At 61.8% G+C, this 20,311-nt stretch carries 18 protein-coding genes; 10 read left to right on the top strand and 8 right to left on the bottom strand.

Annotation, left to right across the window (positions count from 1 at the left end; translation table 11 throughout):
- Positions 1–211: 211 nt before the first annotated feature.
- The 4 genes from ACIPL0_RS11555 to ACIPL0_RS11540 form a co-directional block, all read right to left on the bottom strand.
- On the bottom strand, positions 212–1,141 hold the full coding sequence (locus ACIPL0_RS11555; protein WP_400600160.1) for a LysR family transcriptional regulator: 930 nt from the start codon (positions 1,139–1,141) through the stop codon (positions 212–214).
- 201 nt (positions 1,142–1,342) lie between these two features.
- Positions 1,343–1,567: a hypothetical protein gene (locus tag ACIPL0_RS11550; protein ID WP_400600158.1), complete on the bottom strand. Its 225-nt coding sequence runs from the start codon at positions 1,565–1,567 to the stop codon at positions 1,343–1,345.
- Between the two features lie 36 nt (positions 1,568–1,603).
- Positions 1,604–3,235, bottom strand: a complete 1,632-nt coding sequence (locus tag ACIPL0_RS11545; protein WP_400600156.1) for a methyl-accepting chemotaxis protein — start codon at positions 3,233–3,235, stop codon at positions 1,604–1,606.
- Between the two features lie 179 nt (positions 3,236–3,414).
- Positions 3,415–4,296, bottom strand: a complete 882-nt coding sequence (locus ACIPL0_RS11540; RefSeq protein ID WP_400600154.1) for an AraC family transcriptional regulator — start codon at positions 4,294–4,296, stop codon at positions 3,415–3,417.
- Positions 4,297–4,917: 621 nt separating this feature from the next.
- On the opposite strand from ACIPL0_RS11540, the gene ACIPL0_RS11535 reads away from it, so the two are divergent.
- From ACIPL0_RS11535 to ACIPL0_RS11510, 6 genes are all read left to right on the top strand, one after another.
- Positions 4,918–6,153, top strand: a complete 1,236-nt coding sequence (locus ACIPL0_RS11535) for an OprD family porin (RefSeq protein WP_400600152.1) — start codon at positions 4,918–4,920, stop codon at positions 6,151–6,153.
- 163 nt (positions 6,154–6,316) lie between these two features.
- The gene (locus ACIPL0_RS11530) at positions 6,317–7,045 is read left to right on the top strand and encodes a DUF969 domain-containing protein (RefSeq protein ID WP_400600150.1); all 729 of its coding nucleotides are present in this window, start codon (positions 6,317–6,319) and stop codon (positions 7,043–7,045) included.
- A complete protein-coding gene (locus tag ACIPL0_RS11525) occupies positions 7,042–7,992 on the top strand; it encodes a DUF979 domain-containing protein (protein ID WP_400600148.1) in 951 nt (316 codons plus the stop codon). The genes ACIPL0_RS11530 and ACIPL0_RS11525 overlap by 4 nt, the downstream gene beginning before the upstream one ends.
- Positions 7,993–8,365: 373 nt before the next feature.
- On the top strand, positions 8,366–9,286 hold the full coding sequence (gene rbsK, locus ACIPL0_RS11520; RefSeq protein ID WP_400600147.1) for a ribokinase: 921 nt from the start codon (positions 8,366–8,368) through the stop codon (positions 9,284–9,286).
- An 81-nt stretch (positions 9,287–9,367) separates the two neighbouring features.
- On the top strand, positions 9,368–10,699 hold the full coding sequence (fucP, locus tag ACIPL0_RS11515) for an L-fucose:H+ symporter permease (RefSeq protein ID WP_400600145.1): 1,332 nt from the start codon (positions 9,368–9,370) through the stop codon (positions 10,697–10,699).
- Positions 10,696–11,769 carry an aldose 1-epimerase family protein gene (locus ACIPL0_RS11510; RefSeq protein WP_400600143.1) on the top strand — a complete coding sequence of 358 codons (1,074 nt, stop codon included), beginning with the start codon at positions 10,696–10,698 and terminating at the stop codon, positions 11,767–11,769. The genes fucP and ACIPL0_RS11510 overlap by 4 nt, the downstream gene beginning before the upstream one ends.
- 314 nt (positions 11,770–12,083) lie before the next feature.
- Here the strand turns inward: ACIPL0_RS11510 and deoR are convergent, their stop codons facing one another.
- The gene (gene deoR, locus ACIPL0_RS11505) at positions 12,084–12,854 is read right to left on the bottom strand and encodes a DNA-binding transcriptional repressor DeoR (RefSeq protein WP_400600141.1); all 771 of its coding nucleotides are present in this window, start codon (positions 12,852–12,854) and stop codon (positions 12,084–12,086) included.
- A 152-nt stretch (positions 12,855–13,006) separates the two neighbouring features.
- Between deoR and deoC the strand changes: the two genes are divergently transcribed.
- Positions 13,007–13,690, top strand: coding sequence for a deoxyribose-phosphate aldolase (deoC, locus tag ACIPL0_RS11500; protein ID WP_400600139.1), 684 nt, complete (start codon positions 13,007–13,009; stop codon positions 13,688–13,690).
- On the opposite strand, the gene ACIPL0_RS11495 is transcribed toward deoC, so the two are convergent.
- Positions 13,684–14,430, bottom strand: a complete 747-nt coding sequence (locus ACIPL0_RS11495) for a DUF899 domain-containing protein (protein WP_400600137.1) — start codon at positions 14,428–14,430, stop codon at positions 13,684–13,686. The two genes, deoC and ACIPL0_RS11495, sit on opposite strands and share 7 nt — an antisense overlap.
- 321 nt (positions 14,431–14,751) lie before the next feature.
- Between ACIPL0_RS11495 and ACIPL0_RS11490 the strand changes: the two genes are divergently transcribed.
- Positions 14,752–15,705 (top strand): alpha/beta hydrolase, encoded by a 954-nt coding sequence (locus ACIPL0_RS11490; protein ID WP_400600136.1) that lies wholly within the window; start codon positions 14,752–14,754, stop codon positions 15,703–15,705.
- 460 nt (positions 15,706–16,165) lie between these two features.
- On the opposite strand, the gene ACIPL0_RS11485 is transcribed toward ACIPL0_RS11490, so the two are convergent.
- Positions 16,166–16,900 carry a CatB-related O-acetyltransferase gene (locus ACIPL0_RS11485; protein ID WP_400600134.1) on the bottom strand — a complete coding sequence of 245 codons (735 nt, stop codon included), beginning with the start codon at positions 16,898–16,900 and terminating at the stop codon, positions 16,166–16,168.
- 250 nt (positions 16,901–17,150) lie between these two features.
- Between ACIPL0_RS11485 and ACIPL0_RS11480 the strand changes: the two genes are divergently transcribed.
- Positions 17,151–18,002: an AraC family transcriptional regulator gene (locus ACIPL0_RS11480; RefSeq protein WP_400600132.1), complete on the top strand. Its 852-nt coding sequence runs from the start codon at positions 17,151–17,153 to the stop codon at positions 18,000–18,002.
- A 427-nt stretch (positions 18,003–18,429) separates the two neighbouring features.
- Here ACIPL0_RS11480 and ACIPL0_RS11475 read toward each other — a convergent pair whose 3' ends face one another.
- Positions 18,430–19,317, bottom strand: a complete 888-nt coding sequence (locus ACIPL0_RS11475; RefSeq protein WP_400600130.1) for a LysR family transcriptional regulator — start codon at positions 19,315–19,317, stop codon at positions 18,430–18,432.
- A 126-nt stretch (positions 19,318–19,443) separates the two neighbouring features.
- Here ACIPL0_RS11475 and ACIPL0_RS11470 point away from each other — a divergent pair, with 126 nt between their 5' ends.
- A complete protein-coding gene (locus ACIPL0_RS11470) occupies positions 19,444–20,283 on the top strand; it encodes a MaoC family dehydratase N-terminal domain-containing protein (RefSeq protein WP_400600128.1) in 840 nt (279 codons plus the stop codon).
- The last annotated feature ends 28 nt before the right edge of the window (positions 20,284–20,311 follow it).

Here is a 20,311-nt window from a genome sequence, read left to right as displayed (position 1 = left end):
GAGCTGGCTTGTCCTGCGAGCGGCGACGGAGTCGTCGTAAAACCGGTAAACGCAGTGTGTCAGGACTGCATAGTCGTCAGGTTTTACGACTGCTGCGCAGCCGCTCGCAGGACAAGCCAGCTCCTACAACGGTCGCCAGCAAGCCAGTGCTCATGACCTTTGGTCAGCGGCGCAACCGGAGGGCAAAAATGGTCACGCCCCGCAGGGCGTGTCAGAGGACATCCCCACCCTCCAGCACATACCCCACCGGCATTTCGCTGGCGTATTCGCCGACCACCTCGCGGGTCAGGCCGACGATGTCTTCCACCAGTTCCATGCCCGCGCCGGTGCGCCAGCTGGCGACGATGTCCATCACCGGCGGGAGCGGCACATTTTCGATCAGGGTCAGCGCGCCCTGGGCCAGTTCGCCGCGCACCAGCGGCACGGGCAGGGCGCCGATGCCGAAGCCGTCGCGCACCAGTCTGGTGATCGCTGAGGCCGAGTTCACACAATTGATGCGCGGGGTGATGATGTTGGCCGTGTGCAGCATGTTGAGAATGTCCTGGTGCGGCCGTGAATTGCGCGAAAAGGTCACGATGCGTTCCTGCGCGATGTCCTCCAGCGTCACCCCGGTACGGTCCAGCGCCGAGCCGGCCGGCACCACCCAGTGCAGTGGATAGCGCGCCAGAATGGCATTGCGCACGCTGTCCAGACGCAGCACGTCGGTCTGGAAAATGATGTCCTGATAACCTTTTTCCAACTGCGAACAGAGGTTGCTCGCGGTTTCGGCGGTCAATTCGATCTCCAGATTCGGGTAACACTTCATCAGCCGTGTTACCAACGGGCTGAGCCAGGTGTGTATCACCGTATCCATGGCGCCGATGCGAATCCGCCCGCGCACCTGGCTCGGGTCCTTGATCGCAGCCTTCATGCTCTGCACGGTGTCCATGATGTGCTCGGCGTATTCCAGCACTCGCACGCCTTCGGTAGTCAGCGACACGCCCTTGGAATCCCGCACGAACAGCCGCACGCCCATTTCATCCTCCAGCGCGGCGATGCGGCTGGAGATAGAGGCCTGCGTGCTGAACAGTTTTTCCGCCGTGAGCCGGAAGCTTTTCAGCCGCGCGACCCAGACGAAGGTTTCCAGAAACTTGAGATTCACCGAGCGATTTCCTTGAGCGATTGAGCGGTGCCACGCGCTGCACGTTGGACCCGTGCAGGCGATGGTCGTCATACAGACTCCGGAAAAAGCAGGTTACATGCCAGTGCCCGAACGGAAATTCTGATCGGGCTGCGGCAGATTTACTTGTTGGACAGCGGCGTGACCTTCGTGAGAACGGCACGCGGCACGGGACTGAAAGACCTAATCCACCAGATACAGGTGCGGTCGCTGGCGCTGCACTTCGGCCTGTTGCCTGGTCAGCGTCTGAACCTGCGCATTGAGCGTTTCGGTGGCCTTGAGCAGCTTGCGCAGTGCGTCGAGCAGAGACTTGCGACCCTGAGGGTCCAGCCCGGATTTGTGCTCGGCGATGCTTTCAAGCAGGCTCGTCAGGCTATGGGTCAACTCGTCGATCGGTTCCATCTTCATGCAGGTCCACCGTATAGGCGCAGGCGTCGCCGGCGCTCAGTCAAAGCTGAAACCGTCCAGGCGCTGCTTCAGCGCAACGGCAATCTGCGCCAGCTCTTCACTGGCTGCCCGGGTCTGGTCGGAGCGCACCGAGGACTGCATCGAAAGGTCCCTGATCCGCAGGATGCTGCGGTCGATGTCTCTGGCCACCAGCGCCTGTTGTTCACACGCGGTGGCGATCAGCGTGTTGCGTTCGTCGATGCGGTTGACCGTGCGGGTGATGCCGTCCAGCGCCGTGTTGGCCGAAGCGGCCTGGCTGCGGGTCTGTGTCGCCTGTTCTGCGCTGTCGGTCAGCGCCGTCACGGTTTCTCGGGTGCCGGTCTGGATGTGTCCGATCATGCGCTCGATGTCCATCGTCGAGGTGCTGGTGCGATGCGCCAGCGAACGCACTTCGTCGGCGACCACGGCAAACCCGCGCCCGGCTTCACCGGCCCGTGCCGCTTCGATGGCGGCGTTGAGTGCCAGCAGATTGGTCTGATCGGCCACCGAACGAATCACCTCCAGCACCTTGCTGATTTCCTGGGTGTTGGAGGCCAGTTCACCGGCACGCTCGGATGCACCGCTGACGCTGCTGTCGAGACGGGTGATGGCGCCGAGGGTGGCGGTGAGTTCCTGTTGCCCGTTCTGCGCAAGTTGCAGCGAAGCCCGTGATTCATCGGAGGTGTTCAGCGCATTGCGCGCCACCTCGTCCACGGCCTGGCTCATTTCGGTCACGGCAGTGGCGGTTTGCTCGATTTCGCTGTTCTGTGCCTGCAGGTCGCTGTTGCTGCTGTTGACCAGCGCGCTCAGCTCTTCGGCAGCCGCCGAGAGCTGGCCGGCGGCGTGATAGACCCCGGACAGCGTGTTGCTGAGGTTGTCGCGCATGATGATCACGGCGCGCAGCAGTTGCGCCGCCTCATCCTCGCCGTGGCTGTCCAGCGAGGTGTTGCGCAGGTCGCCGTGCGCGATCCGTTCGGCAGAGCCCAGCGCCAGCGCGACGGGCCGGGCAATACTGGTCGTCAGGTTGTGGGCGATGACGGCGGCACCCAGGGTTGCCAGCACGATCACTGCCAGCGTGACTTGCAGCGACATTCGGTAAGCCGTCTGCCCGGATGCACTGGCCGCCTGTTGTGAGGCGTCGTTGACCCGTTCCAGTTCTGCCAGCGCGGCGTTCATCTGCTGCGCCAGTGCCGTCATTTCACCGTCCACCAGCGCGTAGGCCTCTGCCGAGCGCGCCTGCTGGAGGAATTGATGAACCTGGGTCGCATCGGCTCGGTAGCGGTCGAACAGCGTGCCGATACGGGTGTAGACGTCTTTTTCATGAGCGTCACTGATCAGCGGCCGATAGGCTTCCTGCGCTGCCGCGAAATCATTGATGTCGGCAAGGAGGGCCGCGTAATTGGCGGCCAGCGACGTTTCGTTGGCAGAGGTCAGCAAACGAAAGGCGCCCAGGCGGGTCTTGGCGACGGCCAGCGTGATGTCATCACCCAGGGCAATGCCGGGCAGCGCATCTTGTTCAATGACCAGGCTCGCCTGACGAATAACCTTGGCCTGAAACATCGCAAAGGCACCGACACCGATCAATGCAAGGATGACCACGGCGAAACACAATCGAATACGGGCAGCGAATTTAAAGCGTCTTAGCAACATCGGTTATTCCATCCACGGGCGTGACAAGTCCTGAGTTTAATTTTCACCTCGTTATATGGATGCTTTAACGGCGTGTCGGGCCGGGGATAAAAGAAAGTGCTCTGCGGATAACAATAAAATCAATATGGCCCGGGCGGGCTTCGAAACTATGGTCTAGTGCGGGCTTAGTCTTCGTCGTTTCATGCGGTGGAAGAGGGATTACTTCGATAACGACCGGGTGACATCGCAAACCATCGCTCACAGGCTTTGTTGAATGCGCTCTGGTTCTTGAACCCCATGCGATAGGCAATCTGTTTCAGGCTCAGCGTGGTATTGAGCAGCAGGTGTCGACTCTGTTGTTGACGGACGAGGTCGAGCAGCGACTGAAAGCGCTGGCCTTCCTTGTCCAGTGCGCGGGTCAACTGGTGTGCGCTGCTGTCCAGCGTCCGGGCGATGTCGCCCAGGGTCAGCGGCCGGCCCTGACTCAGGTGCTGCACGATGATGCGTTTGACCCGTGCCGTGGTCGTTGCCGAGTGCAGTTCGCTCTGGCGCCGCTTCAGGTATTCGTCGTGAATCTGCTGCAGCAACGGGTCGGATGTGGCGACCGGCAGGTCGCCGTCGCTGCGCCTGAACGTCAGCGTGTTGACGGTCGCCGAAAATCTCAGGTTGCTGCCGAACAACTGCTCCAGCTGGCGGGTGTCAGCCGGTTGGCGATAGGTGAATTCGGCCTGGACCGGCTGGATTCGCGCGGAGGGTGCAAGCCAGTGGAGCAGGCCCAGGGTGATGGCCGCCACCGCATCGATGAACGCACGGGGCAGCGACGGGCTCTGCGAGGCGGTCGACAGCCCGGAGATCTTCAATGTCGTCGGGTGGACATCAAGAAACATGCTGAAGCCGGTGCCGATCATGGCGTGGTGTTCGGCAATGCGTGCCAGTGCGTCATGCAGCGTCGGGCAGGACATGACGGCATAGCCCAGCGCACCGAGATGGCCGGGATGGGCGCTCTGATAGGCCAACAGGCCGATATCTTCGTTACCCGTGTGGTGTTGCGCCTGCGCAAAGAACTGTGTGAGTTCATGCATCGGAACAGCGTGTACGCCTGAAAAGCCGTCGCTGCTTTCCGGTGCGCTTATAACCCGATGTGGAACTTTTGTTTCGGCAAAACATATGGCGTCGATAAACGCTTGCGCGAAGGCCGCGGAGAGAGTTTGCATGTTAATTCCACAGGGTGATTCAACGGCCTGCTGTTGTTTTAGTGTGGGGCCTTGTTTGTTGACTGAATGCTCAGGTTTTAATTATGAAAGGTCTGCCCTGAACGGGAGCGATGACGCATGTCCTTAACTAGGTAAACGATTGGCCGAAAGGGCAAAACAAGAGAGAACTTGATGCCGAAGTGCAAGTGTAAGGGCAGGACGGATACAGAGTCACTCATTGCGTTGATATCGAGTGGCAATGAGTACGGGAGTACCTGAACAGAAAATCTTATCGGGCATAGCGGTTTTTTCCCGTTGGACGCGGCGCGCAGCCTGCCGAAAGATGGCCGCCGACACGAGAAAGGTACGACGCCGGCCGGTTTGCACGCCAGGCCGAGCCACGCGTCCAGCCTTCAGGGTCGCAGCGTTTTCGGACGCCCGACCCCATTCATCAGCTGCGCTCTGCCAGCAGCCGGCCATGCCGCTGCGCGCTCATGGGAAGAGGCTTCAATGACCTATAACAATCAAAAATATGTCTGCGCGCTGCTGGTTGGCGGCGCCACTCTGACTTACGGCATCACCGCTCAGGCGGACTTCTTCGCGGACAGCAAAGGGGAACTGGAAGCCCGCAATTTCTACTTCAATCGCGATTTCCGCCAGGACGGCGCCCGTGACAAGGCCGAAGAGTGGGCACAGGGTTTCCTGTTGCGCCTGCAATCGGGCTACACCGCCGGCACCGTCGGTTTCGGGTTGGACGCGCTGGGCATGCTCGGGCTGAAACTGGATTCCGGCGACGGCACTGCCGGTACCGGACTGCTGCCAGCGGATCGTTCTTCCGGTGGTTCTCAAGACGACTACGCCAAGCTCGGCCTGACCGCCAAGATGAAGGTGTCGAAGACCGAGCTGAAAGTCGGCTCGCTGTTCTTCAAGGACCCGGTGATCAATTCCAATGACACCCGGCTGTTGCCGCAGACCTTTCGCGGCGGCCTGCTGACCTCTCAAGAACTGGACAACTTCAAGTTCACCGGCGGCCATATCGACCGGATCAAGGCCAACAGCTCGTCGGACTTCACCGAGATGAGCGGCAACCGCATCGGCGGCACCAGCAACAGCTTCAACTTCGGCGGCGGCGATTATCAGCTCACCCCGCAGCTGGCGTTGAGCGCTCATTATGGTCAGCTGGAAAACGTCTATCAGCAGTACTACGGCGGACTGGTGCATGTGTTGCCGTTGGGCGCGGGGCAGAGCCTGAAGTCCGATCTGCGTTACGCCAGCAGTCGCGAGGACGGTAACTTTCGCGATCTGGACAACAAGGCGTTCGGTTCGATGTTCACCTACAAGGTGGCGGCCCATGCGTTCGGTGTCGGCTATCAACGCATGAGCGGCGACGATCCGTTTCCGTACATCGCCGGCAGCGACCCGTATCTGGTCAACTTCATCCAGATCGGCGATTTCGCCAATGCCCGTGAGCGCTCCTGGCAACTGCGCTACGACTACGATTTTGCGGCGCTGGGTGTGCCGGGGTTGACCTTCATGAGCCGTTACGTGTCCGGCGACAACGTCGAGCGCGCGGCGGGCGGCGAGGGCAAGGAATGGGAGCGCAACACCGATATCGGTTATGTGATCCAGAGTGGCCCGTTGAAGAATCTGGGCATGAAATGGCGCAACGCGACCGTGCGCTCCAACTTCGGCAATGACCTGGACGAGAACCGGCTGATCGTCAGTTACACCGTGCCGTTGTGGTAGGACGACGCGGCATCTCTTGTGGGAGGGAGCCCTGCTCGCGAATGCGGTCAATCATTCACAACATGAGTGTCTGACCTGACGCCTTCGCGAGCAGGGCTCCCTCCCACAGGGTTCCGTGTAGTGGCCGAACATTCTGTCTTTTTTCAGAAGCGAGATTCCCATCATGCAAACCGCTATCAACCTCTGGCCGCTGCTCGGCGTGCTGGTGATCGTTCTGGGCTTCGTTCTGCGTTTCAATCCGATGCTGGTGGTAGCACTGGCAGCGCTCGCCACCGGGCTGGCGGCCAGCATGCCGCTGGAAACGCTGCTGGCGACCATCGGCAGCGGTTTCATCAAGACCCGCACCTTGCCGCTGATCATCCTGTTGCCGCTGGCGGTGATCGGCCTGCTGGAACGCCACGGCCTGCGCCTGCATGCGCAGAACTGGATCGCTCGGTTTACCGGCGCCACCGCCGGACGCCTGCTGATCGCCTACCTGTTCGTCCGTGAAAGCACCGCTGCGCTGGGCCTGACCAGCCTCGGCGGGCATCCGCAGATGGTCCGGCCGCTGCTGGCGCCGATGGCCGAAGGTGCCGCCGAATCGCGTTTCGGCAAGCTGCCGGAAAAGCTGCGCATCAAGCTGCTGTCGCTGTGTGCGGCGACCGATAACGTCGGGTTGTTTTTCGGCGAGGACATCTTTGTCGCCTTCGGTGCGATCGCCCTGATGCACACCTTCCTGCTCGGCTCCGGCATCGATGTCGAACCGATGCACATCGCCTTGTGGGGCATCCCGACAGCGATCTGCGCCTTTGTCATTCACGCGGTGCGCCTGCACCGTTTCGACCGCCAGATGAGCCGTGAATTGCAAGGCGCCACGCCGACCTCGACTGCCGCCAAGGAGGTCACGCCATGATCATCTCCATTCAATACCTGTACTGGCTGGCCGGGGTGATTCTGGCGATCACCGCGTTCATGAGCGTGACCGACCGCAGCAATCCGAAACGCTGGACCACCGGGCTGTTCTGGGCGCTGTTTGCCATCGCTTTTCTGGTCGGTGATCGACTGCCGCCGGTTTGGGTGGGCGTTGGCGTGATCGTCATGGCGTTGATTGCAGGTTTTGGCGGCGTCGGTTTCGGCAAGGTCGACAACCTGCCGGAAAAGGCTCGTCGCGAGAGTGCAGGGCGCCTGAAGAACAAGCTGTTCATTCCGGCGCTGGCGATCCCGCTGGTGACGGTGATCGGCGCGATGCTGCTGAAGAACATCAAGTTCGGTGACGTGTTTCTGCTTGATCCGGCCAACAGCACTTTCGTCTCGCTGGGCATCGGCAGCCTGATCGCTCTGGCGCTGGCCTGCTGGCTGACCCGCGACACGCCGGTGCAGGCCATGCGCGAATCGCGGCGCCTGACCGAAGCACTGGGCTGGGCGCTGGTGTTGCCGCAGATGCTGGCGATGCTCGGGCTGGTGTTCAACGACGCCGGGGTCGGCAAGGCGGTGGCGCATCTGGCGACGGCCTACATCAACCTGGATTTCCGTCTGGTGGCGGTGATGGTCTACGTGCTGGGCATGGCGCTGTTCACCATCGTCATGGGCAACGGTTTTGCCGCGTTTCCGGTGATGACCGGCGGTATCGGCGTGCCGGTGCTGGTCGGCATGTACGGCGCCAACCCGGCGGTGATGGCGGCCATCGGCATGTTTTCCGGCTACTGCGGCACGCTGATGACGCCGATGGCGGCCAACTACAACATCGTCCCGGCGGCGCTGCTGGAGTTGCCGGACAAATACGCGGTGATCAAGGCGCAGGTACCGACGGCGCTGGGGATGCTGGTGGCCAATATCGTGTTGTTGTATTGCCTGATGTAGCGAATTTTGCGCGACCCTTGTAGGAGCTGGCTTGTCCTGCGACCGGCGACGAAGTCGTCGTAAAACCGGTATACGCGGTGTGTCAGGAAAGCATAGTTGCTTGATTTTACGGCCTTCGGCCGGTCGCAGGACAAGCCAGCTCCTACAGGAATCGGGGATATTCGCAAACGATTGCGATCCACTGGATGAATGGCCAAAAACGCTCTAAAACAGGGCTTTCAACGGGTCAGACAGCGATGTCTGGCCCGTTTTCGTTCATGCGCCGCTATCCCCCTACAAAAAAGAGGTTGAATAGTCACAACAATTGTTATTTAAATAACAAAAATAATAACGCCCGTGGTGCCTGCCATGGACGTGAACAAGGTAACGACACATGAACAAGATCGCGGTCATCGGCAGCAACATGGTGGATCTGATCACCTACATCGACCGGATGCCGGCCCAGGGGGAAACCCTTGAAGCGCCGAATTTCGCCATGGGTTGCGGCGGCAAGGGGGCCAATCAGGCCGTGGCGGCCGCCAAGCTGGGCGCCGAGGTGCTGATGCTGAGCAAGGTCGGCGACGACATGTTCGCCGACAACACCCTGGCCAACTTCCAGCGCTTCGGCATCGACACGCAATTCGTCCAGCGCGTGCCGGGCGTCTCCAGTGGTGTGGCGCCGATCTTCGTGCAGAGCGATTCGCACAACAGCATCCTCATCGTCAAAGGCGCCAACGCGCACCTCAAGCCAGCTGATATCGACGCGGCCAGTGCGGCGCTGCGCGACTGCAAGCTGATCGTGCTGCAGCTGGAGATCGATCTGGAAACGGTCTACTACGCCATCGACTTCGCCAAGGCCAACGGCATTCCGGTGCTGCTCAACCCGGCCCCGGCGGTCAAGGGCCTGAGCCGATCGCACCTGGCGCAACTGGATTTCTTCATCCCCAACGAAACCGAACTGGCGCTGGTCACGGGCCAGGTCGTCGATTCGCTGGAGTCGGCCCGCGCGGCCGCGCTGCAATTGGTGCAGGACGGCATCCGCCACGTCATCGTCACTCTCGGCGAGAAGGGCGCGCTGTACGTCGGCGAACAGGGCGAATTCCGCGTCGAGGGCATCAAAGTCGACGCCCGCGACACGACCGGCGCCGGTGATGCCTTCATCGGTTGCTTCGCCCGTCACTGGAGCGAGGACGGTGACATGCGCCGCGCCATGACCCAGGCCGTTGCCTACTCCGCCTGCTCGGTCACGGGCCTGGGCACCCAGAGTTCCTACCCGGACGCTGCCACGTTCGGTCGCTTCCTCGACACGCTGTAAGGCATTCATGAGCCGCTGCGCCCCGACCGGTCGATTCGACCGGCAGGGCGGGGTATTTCCTGCACTTCACGGAGAACAACAATGACAAAACCCGCGCTCCAACACTCCCCGGACGGGTTCTACCTGAACCGCACGCCGTGGTTCGCCTTTCTGCTGTTGTGCTGCTGCTTCGCGTTGTGGGCGGCGGCCGCGAGCATGAACGACGTGCTCATCGCGCACTTCAAGAAGGCCTTCCTGCTCAGCGATTTCCAGACCGCGTTCGTGCAGTCGGCGTTCTATCTGGGCTACTTCTTCGTGGCGATCCCGGCTGCGCTGGTGGTCCGCCGTTTCAGCTACAAGACCACCATCCTCATCGGCCTGTTGCTGTACATGGTCGGCTGCTCGCTGTTCTTCCCGGCTGCATCGATGGCCAAGTACGGCATGTTCCTGATGGCGCTGTTCGTCATCGCCGCCGGCCTGTCGTTCCTGGAAACTGCCTGCAACACCTACTCGACGCTGATGGGCCCGCGTGAAACCGGCACCCGTCGCCTGAACATCTCGCAGACCTTCCACCCGTTCGGCGCCATGGCCGGCGTGTACGTCGGCAGCTTCGTGATGTTCAAGGACACCGACGCCACCCGCGAACAACTGACCCAGATGAGCGCATCCGAAGCGGCGATCCAGCAACTGGAAATGATCCAGTCGACCCTGCTGCCGTACAAATGGATGATCGCCGTACTGATCCTGATGTTCGTGCTGATCGCCTTCACCAAGTTTCCGGCGTGCAAGGGCAACCTCAAGGCCGCGGCGAAAACCAGCAGCCTCGGGCAGAGCCTGGGGCGTCTGTGGCGCAACCCGCGTTTCACCTTCGGTGTGCTGGCGCAGTTCCTGTATGTTGGCGCGCAGGTCGGCGTGTGGAGCTTCACCATTCGCCTGGCGATGCAGATGGGCGGCATGAACGAGCGCAGCGCGTCGTGGTTCCTGTTGACCACGTTCGCCGCCTACTTCGTCGGCAAGATGATCGCCAACCTGTTGATGCGCAAAATGCACCCGGCCAAGGTCCTGGCCATCTACGGCGTGCTGACCATCGCACTGCTGGCCTACACCATCCTGGTGCCGAACATCAGCGCTGTGTACGCCGCCGTGGGCGTGAGCATTTTCCTCGGCCCGTGCTGGCCGACCATTTACGGCCTGACCATCGACGGTCTGGGCGAAGACACCGGTGTCGGCGGTTCGCTGCTGGTCATGAGCATCGTCGGTGGCGGCGTCATGCCGATCTTCCAGGGCCTGTTGTCCGATGCCACCAACGGCAATATGCAGATCGCTTACAGCGTGCCACTGCTGTGCTTCGTGGTGATCGTCGCCTATGCGATCAAGTGCATGCGTAACCCGGCCAGCGAAACAGCACCGGTCGGTGCGGTGACCGCCTCATGAACACCGTGAACATTGCGCTGTACCCCGAGCAGTTCGCCGGGCCGGAGAAAACCCTGCTGGAGTCTGCCGACTTTCGCGTGCTGGCCTGGACCTATCCCAGCGGCGTGAAAGCGCTGGCGCTGGAGAACAACCGTGGCCGTGTCGTCGTGTTGCCGTACCAGGGCCAGATGATCTGGTCGGCGGTGTTCGACGGCTGCGACCTGACCATGCGCAACATGTTCCGCCAGCCATACCCGAGCCCGACGGTGATCGGCACTTACGGCTGCTTCATGTTCCACAGCGGCATCCTGCGCAACGGTTGCCCGACGCCGCAAGACGACCATCCGCTGCACGGCGAAATGCCGTGCGCGCCGATGGACAGTGCCTGGCTGGAAGTCGGCGAAGACGCCGCAGGCGCGTTTCTGCGCCTGGGTGGCGAGTACGAATACGTGATGGGTTTCGGTGATCATTACCGTGCCCGTCCCAGCGTGACCCTGCGTCCCGGCTCGGGCCTGTTCGACATCGGCATGGACGTGCAGAACCTGGCCGGCAAGGCGATGGACCTGATGTACATGGCGCACATGAACTACGCCTATGTTGCCGATGGGCAGTTCGTCGAGCCGTTGGGCATCGAAGTGACGCGGGTGCGCAGCAGCGTGCCGGCCCACGTCAAGCCGACGCCGGCCTGGTCGGCGTACATGGCCGAGCTGACCGAAGATCCTTTGAAATTGCAGACCCTGAACACGCCTGAGCTGTACGACCCGGAGATCGTCTGTTTCTTCGACGGCGTGCGGACCGACAGCCGGGGTGACGCGCATTTCCTCCTGCAACACCCGCAGGGCTCGGCGTTCTACACCCGCTACAAACCCGAGCAGTTCAGCCACGCCGCGCGCTGGGTGCTGCACAACGCTGATCAGCAGGTGGCCGCCTTCGTGCTGCCGGCGACCTGTGAGCCGGAGGGGTTCCTGGCGGAAAAGGCCAAGGGCAATGTGCGTTCGCTGGCGGCGGGGGAGGGGGCTGCGTTCAGTGTGACGACGGGGTATCTGTCTGCTGAGGAAGTGTGGCAGGTGGGGACTGATCTGAAACGTTGATGGCCTCTTCGCGAATGAATTCGCTCCCACAGGGACACAATCATCTGTAGGAGCGCGCTTGCCCGCGATGCGAACTGCCTGCGGCAAATCTGTAACTGGCACACCGCCATCGCGAGCAAGCTCACTCCTACAAACACGCGATCATCTGTAGGAGTGAGCTTGCTCGCGATAGCGATCGCCTCTTCGCGGGCAAGCCCGCTCCCACAGGGTAATGCGGTGACTGTAGACGTGCGCTGGAGCGCCGCCGATCAGAACTGTGGGAGCGGGCTTGCCCGCGAAGACGGAATATCAGGCGCTGCGGGTGTTGGAGTCGGTCACATCACCAACCGCGCCCCATACCCCTGAATCAGGTCGCGGTACGGCTTGGGCAGTTTCTTGTCGGTGACCACCACGTGAAATTCCTCCAGGGTCGCGAAGTGCGCGGTGCGTACGGCGTCGAACTTGGAATGATCGGCCAGCAGCATGCTGTGTTGCGCCTGACGCAGGACCTTCTGCTTGACCTCGACCTCGTTGAAGTTGAAGCAGGTCACGCCGAATTGATCGCTGACCCCGGCGGCCGAAACGAATGCCCAGGTCAGGCGGATGCCATCAAGGATGGTGGCTTCGCTGTGGTGCTCGAACACCTGATTCTTGCGGTGAAAGGTGCCGCCGCAGAGGACGATGTTGCAGTTGGCTTTTTGTTGCAGCTTGAGCAGTACGTTGAGCGAGTTGCACACGGCGGTGAACTCCAGCTCGTCGGGGATGAAGTCGATGACGAAAGGAATCGTCGTGCCGCAATCGAAAAACACCGTATCGCCGGGCTTGATGAAGGCCGCTGCGAGTTTGCCGATACGGCGCTTTTCTTCGACGTGGCGGGTGCCCTGTTCGCTGACCTTGTAGTCGCTGGCCTCGGACGGGTCGAAGGCCAGGGTGATGTGGCCGCCCAACAGGTGAAATTTTTCCGGATGACGGCCCAGGTCGCGGCGCAGGGTCATCTCCGAAACGTCCAGCAGCGCCGCCATTTCACGCAGGTGAATGGCCTTCTGGTCCTGCAGGGCTTGCTGAATCAGTTTGATGCGGTCGGATTTCTTGTTGTCCACGGGCATTCCGGCTGTCGTTTGAGTGTGGTGTAAAAATAACATTTTCTGTTATATTTGAAACATCTGGATTGTACACAGGCTGCACTTTCTCTTGCAGCTTAAAGCTTGCCGCTTGCAACTGCTTTCAACTTGCAACTGCTTTCAAAAGGAAACGAAGCGTGATGAAGATCGAACCCGCAGCACTCGCGCAGTATATCGACCACACCCTGCTGGCTGCCGATGCCAGCCGCGAACAGATCGCGACCCTGTGCCGCGAAGCGCAGGCACATGGATTCTATTCGGTGTGCGTAAATTCTGGCCAGGTGCCCTATGCGGCCTCGCTGCTGGCCGGTCAGGCGGTCAAGGTCTGTGCGGTGGTGGGCTTTCCGCTGGGCGCCGGCCTTTCCGACACCAAGGCCTTTGAAGCGCAGCGGGCAATCGCTGCCGGCGCCGGTGAAATCGACATGGTGCTCAATATCGGCGCGCTCAAGGACGGCCTGTTCGACCTGGTCCGCGACGACATCGCGGCGGTGAAACAGGCGTGTGGCGCGGTACCGCTGAAAGTGATCCTGGAAACCTGCCTGCTCGATGACGCGCAGAAAACCCGCGCCTGCGAAATCTGCCGCGAGCTGAACGTCGCTTTCGTCAAGACTTCCACCGGTTTCAGCCGCAGCGGCGCGACCCTGGAAGACGTCACCCTGATGCGCCAGGTGGTCGGCGCCGGCGTTGGCGTCAAAGCTTCCGGCGGCGTGCGTGACTACGCCACCGCGGTGGCCATGATCGAAGCTGGCGCCACACGTCTGGGCACCAGCTCCGGCATCGCCATCATCAGCGGCGCCACCGCGTCGGGCTCGGGCTACTGAGTCTTTTTCTCCGCGCAACAATGGGTTGAGCCTGCCGTATCATATTGATCGTGCAGGCGCACCCATTCCATGATTTCCTCCTCGTTGCGGCCCTTGGGCGTCAGGTCGAGGTAGTTGTAAGCCCCCACCAGAATGTCCAGACCGCGGGCGTAGGCCGAGTAGGTGTGGAAAATCTCGCCGGCAGCATTCTTGTAGAAGATGCTCACGCCGGGCATTTCCTCCTCGGCGTAATCGGTGATCTCGTAGTTGTAATGCATCTTGCCGGCGGCTTTTTCGGCGTCGGTGGCCGAGACGTGAAAGTCCTCGTTGAACGTGCTGCCGGCCGACGACACCCATTTGAATTGCCAGCCCATGCGCTGCTTGAACGCCTGGAACTCCTGCCATGGCGCGTGGGACACCGCGACCAGCGAAATATCGTGGTGGGCCAGATGCAGGTTAGGGCCGTCCAGATGATCAGACAGGAACGAGCAGCCCTTGCAGCCGGCTTCCCAGTCCTTGGCGAACATGAAGTGGTAGACGATCAGCTGGCTGTTCTTGCCGAACAGCTCGGCCAGGCTCTGTTTGCCATCCGGGCCTTCGAACAGGTACGGCGTGTTGACCTTGACCCAGGGCAGGGCACGGCGTTCGGCGCTGAGCTGGTCGCGCTGGCGGGTGAGGGCCTTTTCCCGCGTCAGATGTTCACGGCGGGCGGCCAGCCATTCGGCGCGAGATACCACGGGGTGGTTGTCGAGTGTGGTCATGATTGTTCTCCTTCGACGGGTTCACAAAGGGGTTTGACAGTGGGTAGTCGAATGGCGGTGGCGGGAATCGACAGGAGGTATGGAAATTGTCGTCTGACGTTGAAATGCTTCTGCCGAAGGCGTGGGAGCCGGCTTGCTGGCGAATGCGTCAGGTCAGTTGCATTGATGTTGCCTGAGTGAGCGCGTTCGCCAGCAAGCCGGCTCCTACAGAGGGCGTGTTCAGCCAGTGGCATCTGCCGCCTTTCAGCAGACGAAAATGGCCGCTACCGCCATTGAATGGCACACTGCGCCCGTTCGTGTCTTTCCCGGAATCCATCGCTCATGCCGCAACTCTCCCTGGCGTCGCTCAAGACCCGCTGGTTTTTCTGGCTGTGCCTGCTGTTGATCGTGGTCGGTCTGCCGGTCGGCTGCGCGGCGTTGCAGCACAAGGAGCGCGAGCTGGTGTTCATGATCGAGCCGGGCACCGCCAGCTGGTACCACGGCATTCCGCCGGATGTGCAGGAGCTGGACCTCAGCGCGCCGTCGTTCGGCCTCAAGCAGAACATCCACGGCTGGTGGTGGCCGGCCGAGCGCAAGGACGCCCCGGCGTTGCTCTATCTGCACGGTTCGCGCTGGAACCTCACCGGGCAGTTTTTCCGCATCGAGCAGTTGCATGCGCTGGGCTTTTCCGTGCTCGCCATCGACTACCGCGGCTTCGGCCAGAGCAAGGGCCAGTTGCCGTCGGAGGCTTCGGTGTACGAAGACGCACGCATCGCCTGGGCGCGTCTGAAACAACTGCAGCCGGACCCGCGCAAGCGCCTGATCTATGGCCATTCACTGGGCGGCGCGGTGGCGGTGGACCTGGCCGCCGAGCTGGGCCGGGATGCGCAGAAGGGCGACGAGCCGATCCAGGCGCGGGGCTTGATCGTCGAATCGACCTTCACCAATCTGGCCGACGTCGCGTCATCGGTGGCCAGCACCCGCACCTCGCTGCCGGTGCGCTGGCTGGTGTCGCAGAAATTCGATTCCATCGACAAGATCGCCGACATTCACATGCCGGTGCTGATCGTCCACGGCATGGCCGACCAGTTCGTCGCCCCGCGTTTCAGCCAGGAACTGTTCGACGCGGCGCAGGAACCGAAAAACCTGCTGATGGTGCCCGGCGGCAACCACAACAACAGTATGAACCTCGGCAAGCAGGCCTATGCCCAAGCGATCAGGGCGCTGCTGGATGCCACGCCGCCGCCCGTTCATGCACTCAATGGCCCGGTGAGTACGGGCAAGCAGTCGGGCTGACGCGAAATGCAAATCCCGTGGAAAGGAGCCCTGCTCGCGAAGGCGTTTTGTCAGTCAACATCGCAGCGTCTGACCCACCGCTTTCGCGAGCAGAGCTCCCTCCCACGGGATTGTGGTGTTGGCGGGATGGATTTCAGCCGACCCAATCGCCAGGGCACCACAAAACCCTGTGGGAGGGATCCGAGGTAACGAGGGTCGCGAAGGCGTCCGGTCAGACACTGCAGGGTTGACTGATCCAGCGCCTTCGCGAGCAGGGCTCCCTCCCACGGGATTGTGGTGGTGGCGGGATGGATTTCAGCCGACCCAATCGCCAGGGCACCACAAAACCCTGTGGGAGGGATCCGAGGTAACGAGGGTCGCGAAAGCGTCCGGTCAGACACTGCAGGATTGACTGACCCAGCGCTTTCGCGAGCAGAGCTCCCTCCCACAGGTATCTCTGTACGACGTCACAACGACGGTGTCAGCTTCCCCGCTGATGCTCCACCGCAAACGGCTTGTTGCGCACCACCACTTTGCCCGGATGGCTGTCCGGCACCGGCACGCCTTTGAGCGCTTCCAGCAGTTGTGCGGGATTTTCCAGCGGCAGTTCTGCCAGTTGTTGCGGGCTGAGATTCCACCACTGGCTGGCCAGCAGACCGTCGATAACCGGTTGTTCGAAGCGATATCGCAGCACCTTGGCCGGTGAGCCGGCAACGATGGCATAGGGCGGCACGTCCTTGGTGATCAGCGATTGCGCACCGATCACCGCGCCGGTGCCGATGGTCACGCCTTCCAGAATCAACACATCCATGCCGATCCACACATCGTGGCCGATCACCGTCTGCGGCACTTCGTCGTGGTGACCATGGCTGACACCGCCGACGCGCTGGCGCAGGCCGACCAGGCCGTGGTGGGAGCTGAGCCACTCCAGCGGATGCGACTTGCGGTTCTGGCCGATGGTGACGTTGCGTGCGATGGAGCAGTAACGGCCGATGCTCGCGACATTCTGCAGCTCGCTGCCGCTGACGATGTCGGTGTAGGCGCCGATGCTCAGTTGCCGCGCGTTGATCTTGATCTGGTGCAGTTTGACGCCGTGTTCGAGGGTCAGCTCCATGTCCCGGCGCAGGCCGCGAATACCGCTGTCCAGGCGGCATTTATTGCGGGCCAGTTCGCGCTTGAGCTGGCGGTCGAGCAGGACGCGGCGAAGGAAATTCATGCTGTGGCAATCCGTCAAGATGGCAGTGAGCGCGCTGCCACGAAGGCCTGCCTTGAAGGGCGGTCCGCTGCGCGCGCTCTATTGTTGGAAAAGTCGCCGATAGTGGCACATCCCGAGCACTGAGCGATAACCGAAACTGGCCGGTCACGCTCCGCCTCGAACCGATGGGCGACCGCGACAGGCATTCACAACGGCGGCGGCAGATGGTATCTGTGTCCTTCTGCCATCTTCAGCATCACGAGCCTGCGTCATGGACAAGTACTCAAACGGCGAAGCCCACCTGACCCACTGCGAACGGGACTGGGTGGTGCGCGCCAAACCGTTGCCGCAAATGGAGCGGATCGAAGCGTACTTCCAGGGCCACGGTTTCGAGATGCACCGCCACGACACCTACGCCATCGGCCACACACTGTCCGGGGTGCAGAGCTTTCAGTACGGCAAGCAGATGGTCAACAACCTGCCGGGACAAACGATGGTCTTGCACCCGGATGAGCCCCACGACGGCCATGCTGGCACCGAGGACGGCTTTCGCTATCGGATGTTCTACCTGGAACCGGCGATGATCCAGCAGGTGCTCGGCGGCAAGCCGCTGCCGTTCATCAAGGGTGGGGTGTCCACCGATCCGCGCCTGTTCAAGGCCAGTCAGGCGTTTCTGCATGACCTGGACCATGCCCTCGATCCGCTGGAACTGGACGATGCCGTGTACGACCTGGCCATGGCGTTGCAGGACGCCGCAGGAGCGCGCAAGGGGCGACAGGTGGTCAACTGGGCCGGCGCACAGCGGGCCCGCGAATTATTGCTGGCCAGTCTGGAGCAGGGCGTGAGCCTGGAAGAACTGGAGCAGGCCAGCGACACCGACCGCTGGCGGCTGTCGCGGGATTTCCGCACGCTGTTCGGCACCAGCCCGCACCGCTACCTGACCTTGCGCCGGCTGGATCTGGTGCGCCATTCGATTTCGCTGGGTGTGTCCCTGAGCGACGCCTCGGCCATGGCTGGCTTCGCCGATCAGAGCCACATGACGCGGCATTTCGTGAAAACCTTCGGCTACCCGCCGGGGCGTTGGTTGAAGATGCTTGGCCGACCGTCGCACAACCCTTTGTAGCTGCCCGGTGATCATCTGCTTTTGATTCTGGCCGCAGGCCGTGGGAGGGATCCGGTCTGTGCCTTCCGCTAAACCCGTAGTAGCGCCTACACGGATAAAGGGGGTGCACCACAAAACCCTGTGGGAGGGAGCTCTGCTCGCGAAGGCGTTTTGTCAGTCAACATCGCAGTCTCTGATCCACCGCTTCGCGAGCAGAGCTCCCTCCCACGACCTGCGGCCAGAAGCAAAAGCGATGGCGTTCGCTAGACCCGTAGCCGGACTGCTACGGGTTTGGGTTGTGCTGAAATCAAGCCGACAACACAAAGCCCTGTGGGAAGGAGCTCTGCTCGCGAAGGCGTTTTGTCCGTCAACATTGCAGTGACTGATCCACCGCTTCGCGAGCAGAGCTCCCTCCCACGGCCTGCGGCCGGAAGCAAAAGCGCTGCGCCTACGCGGGCGGCATCAACACCGCAATCAATGCCCTGACCACTCCCGGCAGGGCATCCAGTTCGCGGACCAGTACGCTGCGTTCGCGCACGGCCCAGGGTTCGTCCAGTTCGATGGTTTTCAGCTTCATGGTGCGGCTGTGCCGGATCGCCGCCGACTCGGGAATGATGCCGATGCCGACGCCAGCCTCGACCATGCGGCAGATCGCTTCGAAGCTCGACACCTGAATCCGCAGTGACAGGGTCAAGCCCAAACGCTCGACGTGATCGCGCAGAAACGTCAGCAACGTGCTGCCTTCGTGCAGGCCGATGTGCTGAAACGCCAGGGTCTGCTTGAGGGTGACTTTCTTCTGCTTCGCCAGATCGTGGCCCTCTGGCACGGTCAGCACCAGACGGTCGGTGCTGAAGTGCATGACCTGCAACCCGGCCGCTTCCACGGGGCCAGCGATGATGCCCATGTCGGTACTGCCGTCGAGCACGCCACGGACGATGTCCCGCGACAGCCGCTCCTGCAGATCCACCGTTACCCCTGGCCGTTCGGCGAGAAAACCGGCCAGCACTTCCGGCAGGAATTCGGTCACCGCAGTGGTGTTGGCGAAGATGCGGATGTGCCCGGCCGAATCGGTGCCGTAACTGGTGAATTCGCTTTTCAGGTAGTCCACCTGGCTCATGATCAACCGCGCGTGCTTGAGCAGGCGCTGGCCGGCCGGGGTCAGTTCCACGCCACGGCTGTCGCGGTACAGCAGGCGGGTGTCGAGCTGGCTTTCCAGCGCCTTGATCCGCGCACTGGCGGCCGCTGGCGAGAGAAAGGCGCGGCGGGCGCCCTGGGTCAGGCTCGGCGATTCGCCGATGTGAATGAAGAGGCGCAAGTCAGCCAGGTCGAAGTGCATGGTTGTGTCCGGACATTGCAGGGGCGTTCAGCATACATGAACGCCGGTATATGCAAATGCGGATTCACAGAATGCCGGGCAAATCTCAAGATCCGTTCATAACAACAACGCAGAGGGTCATCCTTCATGACTGCTTCAGAGTCGCCAGTGGATTTCACTGCCTGGATCGGCAAGACCGAAGAAGCGCAGGACCACTTGAGCCGCAACCTGATCAAGCGCATTGCCGCCACCTTCGGCGAGCCGGTGCCGGCTGATGGCGAGGCGCTGCCGCCGCTGTGGCAATGGTGTTTCTTTCAGGAGCCGGTGTTTGAAACGCAACTGGGCACTGACGGTCACCCAGCCCGTGGCGGCTTCCTGCCGCCCGCCGATAATCGCAATCGCATGTGGGCCGGTGGCCGCGTCGAGTTCATCCAGCCGCTGAAAGTCGGCGCCGACGCCCATCGCCTGTCGACCATCCTGCACATCGAAGAAAAGCACGGTCGCACCGGTTCGCTGCTGTTCGTCACCGTGCGTCATGACTACTCGCAGAACGGCGAGTTATGCGTGCGCGAAGAGCAGGACATCGTCTACCGCGAGCCCAACCCGCCCAAACTCAGCAGTGGCGAGGCGGCGGAGCAGGGCGACTGGAGCGAAACCATCGAGCCGACCCCGACCCTGTTGTTCCGCTATTCGGCGGTGACCTTCAACGGCCATCGCATTCACTACGACTACCCCTACGTGACCGCAACCGAAGGCTATCCCGGCCTGGTGGTGCACGGGCCGATGATCGCCACGTTCAACCTGCGTGCCTTCATCCGCGCCAACCCGGACAAGCGCGTGCGCCATTTCGCCTATCGCGGCGTGCGCCCGCTGAACGTACCGACGCCGTTCCGCGTCGCCGGTCGCATCGTCGAGCCGGGCAAGGCGCAGCTGTGGGCCGGCAACGAAGCCGGTGTCGCCCAGAGCGCCGACGTGCAGTTCGACTGACCCCTTCATTCCTATAGCCAGACCCGCA

Source organism: Pseudomonas sp. NPDC090208 (genome assembly GCF_044746785.1).
Lineage (GTDB): Bacteria > Pseudomonadota > Gammaproteobacteria > Pseudomonadales > Pseudomonadaceae > Aquipseudomonas.
Note: the sequence above shows the minus strand (reverse complement) of the source record. Positions and strands in the feature narration are given on the sequence as shown.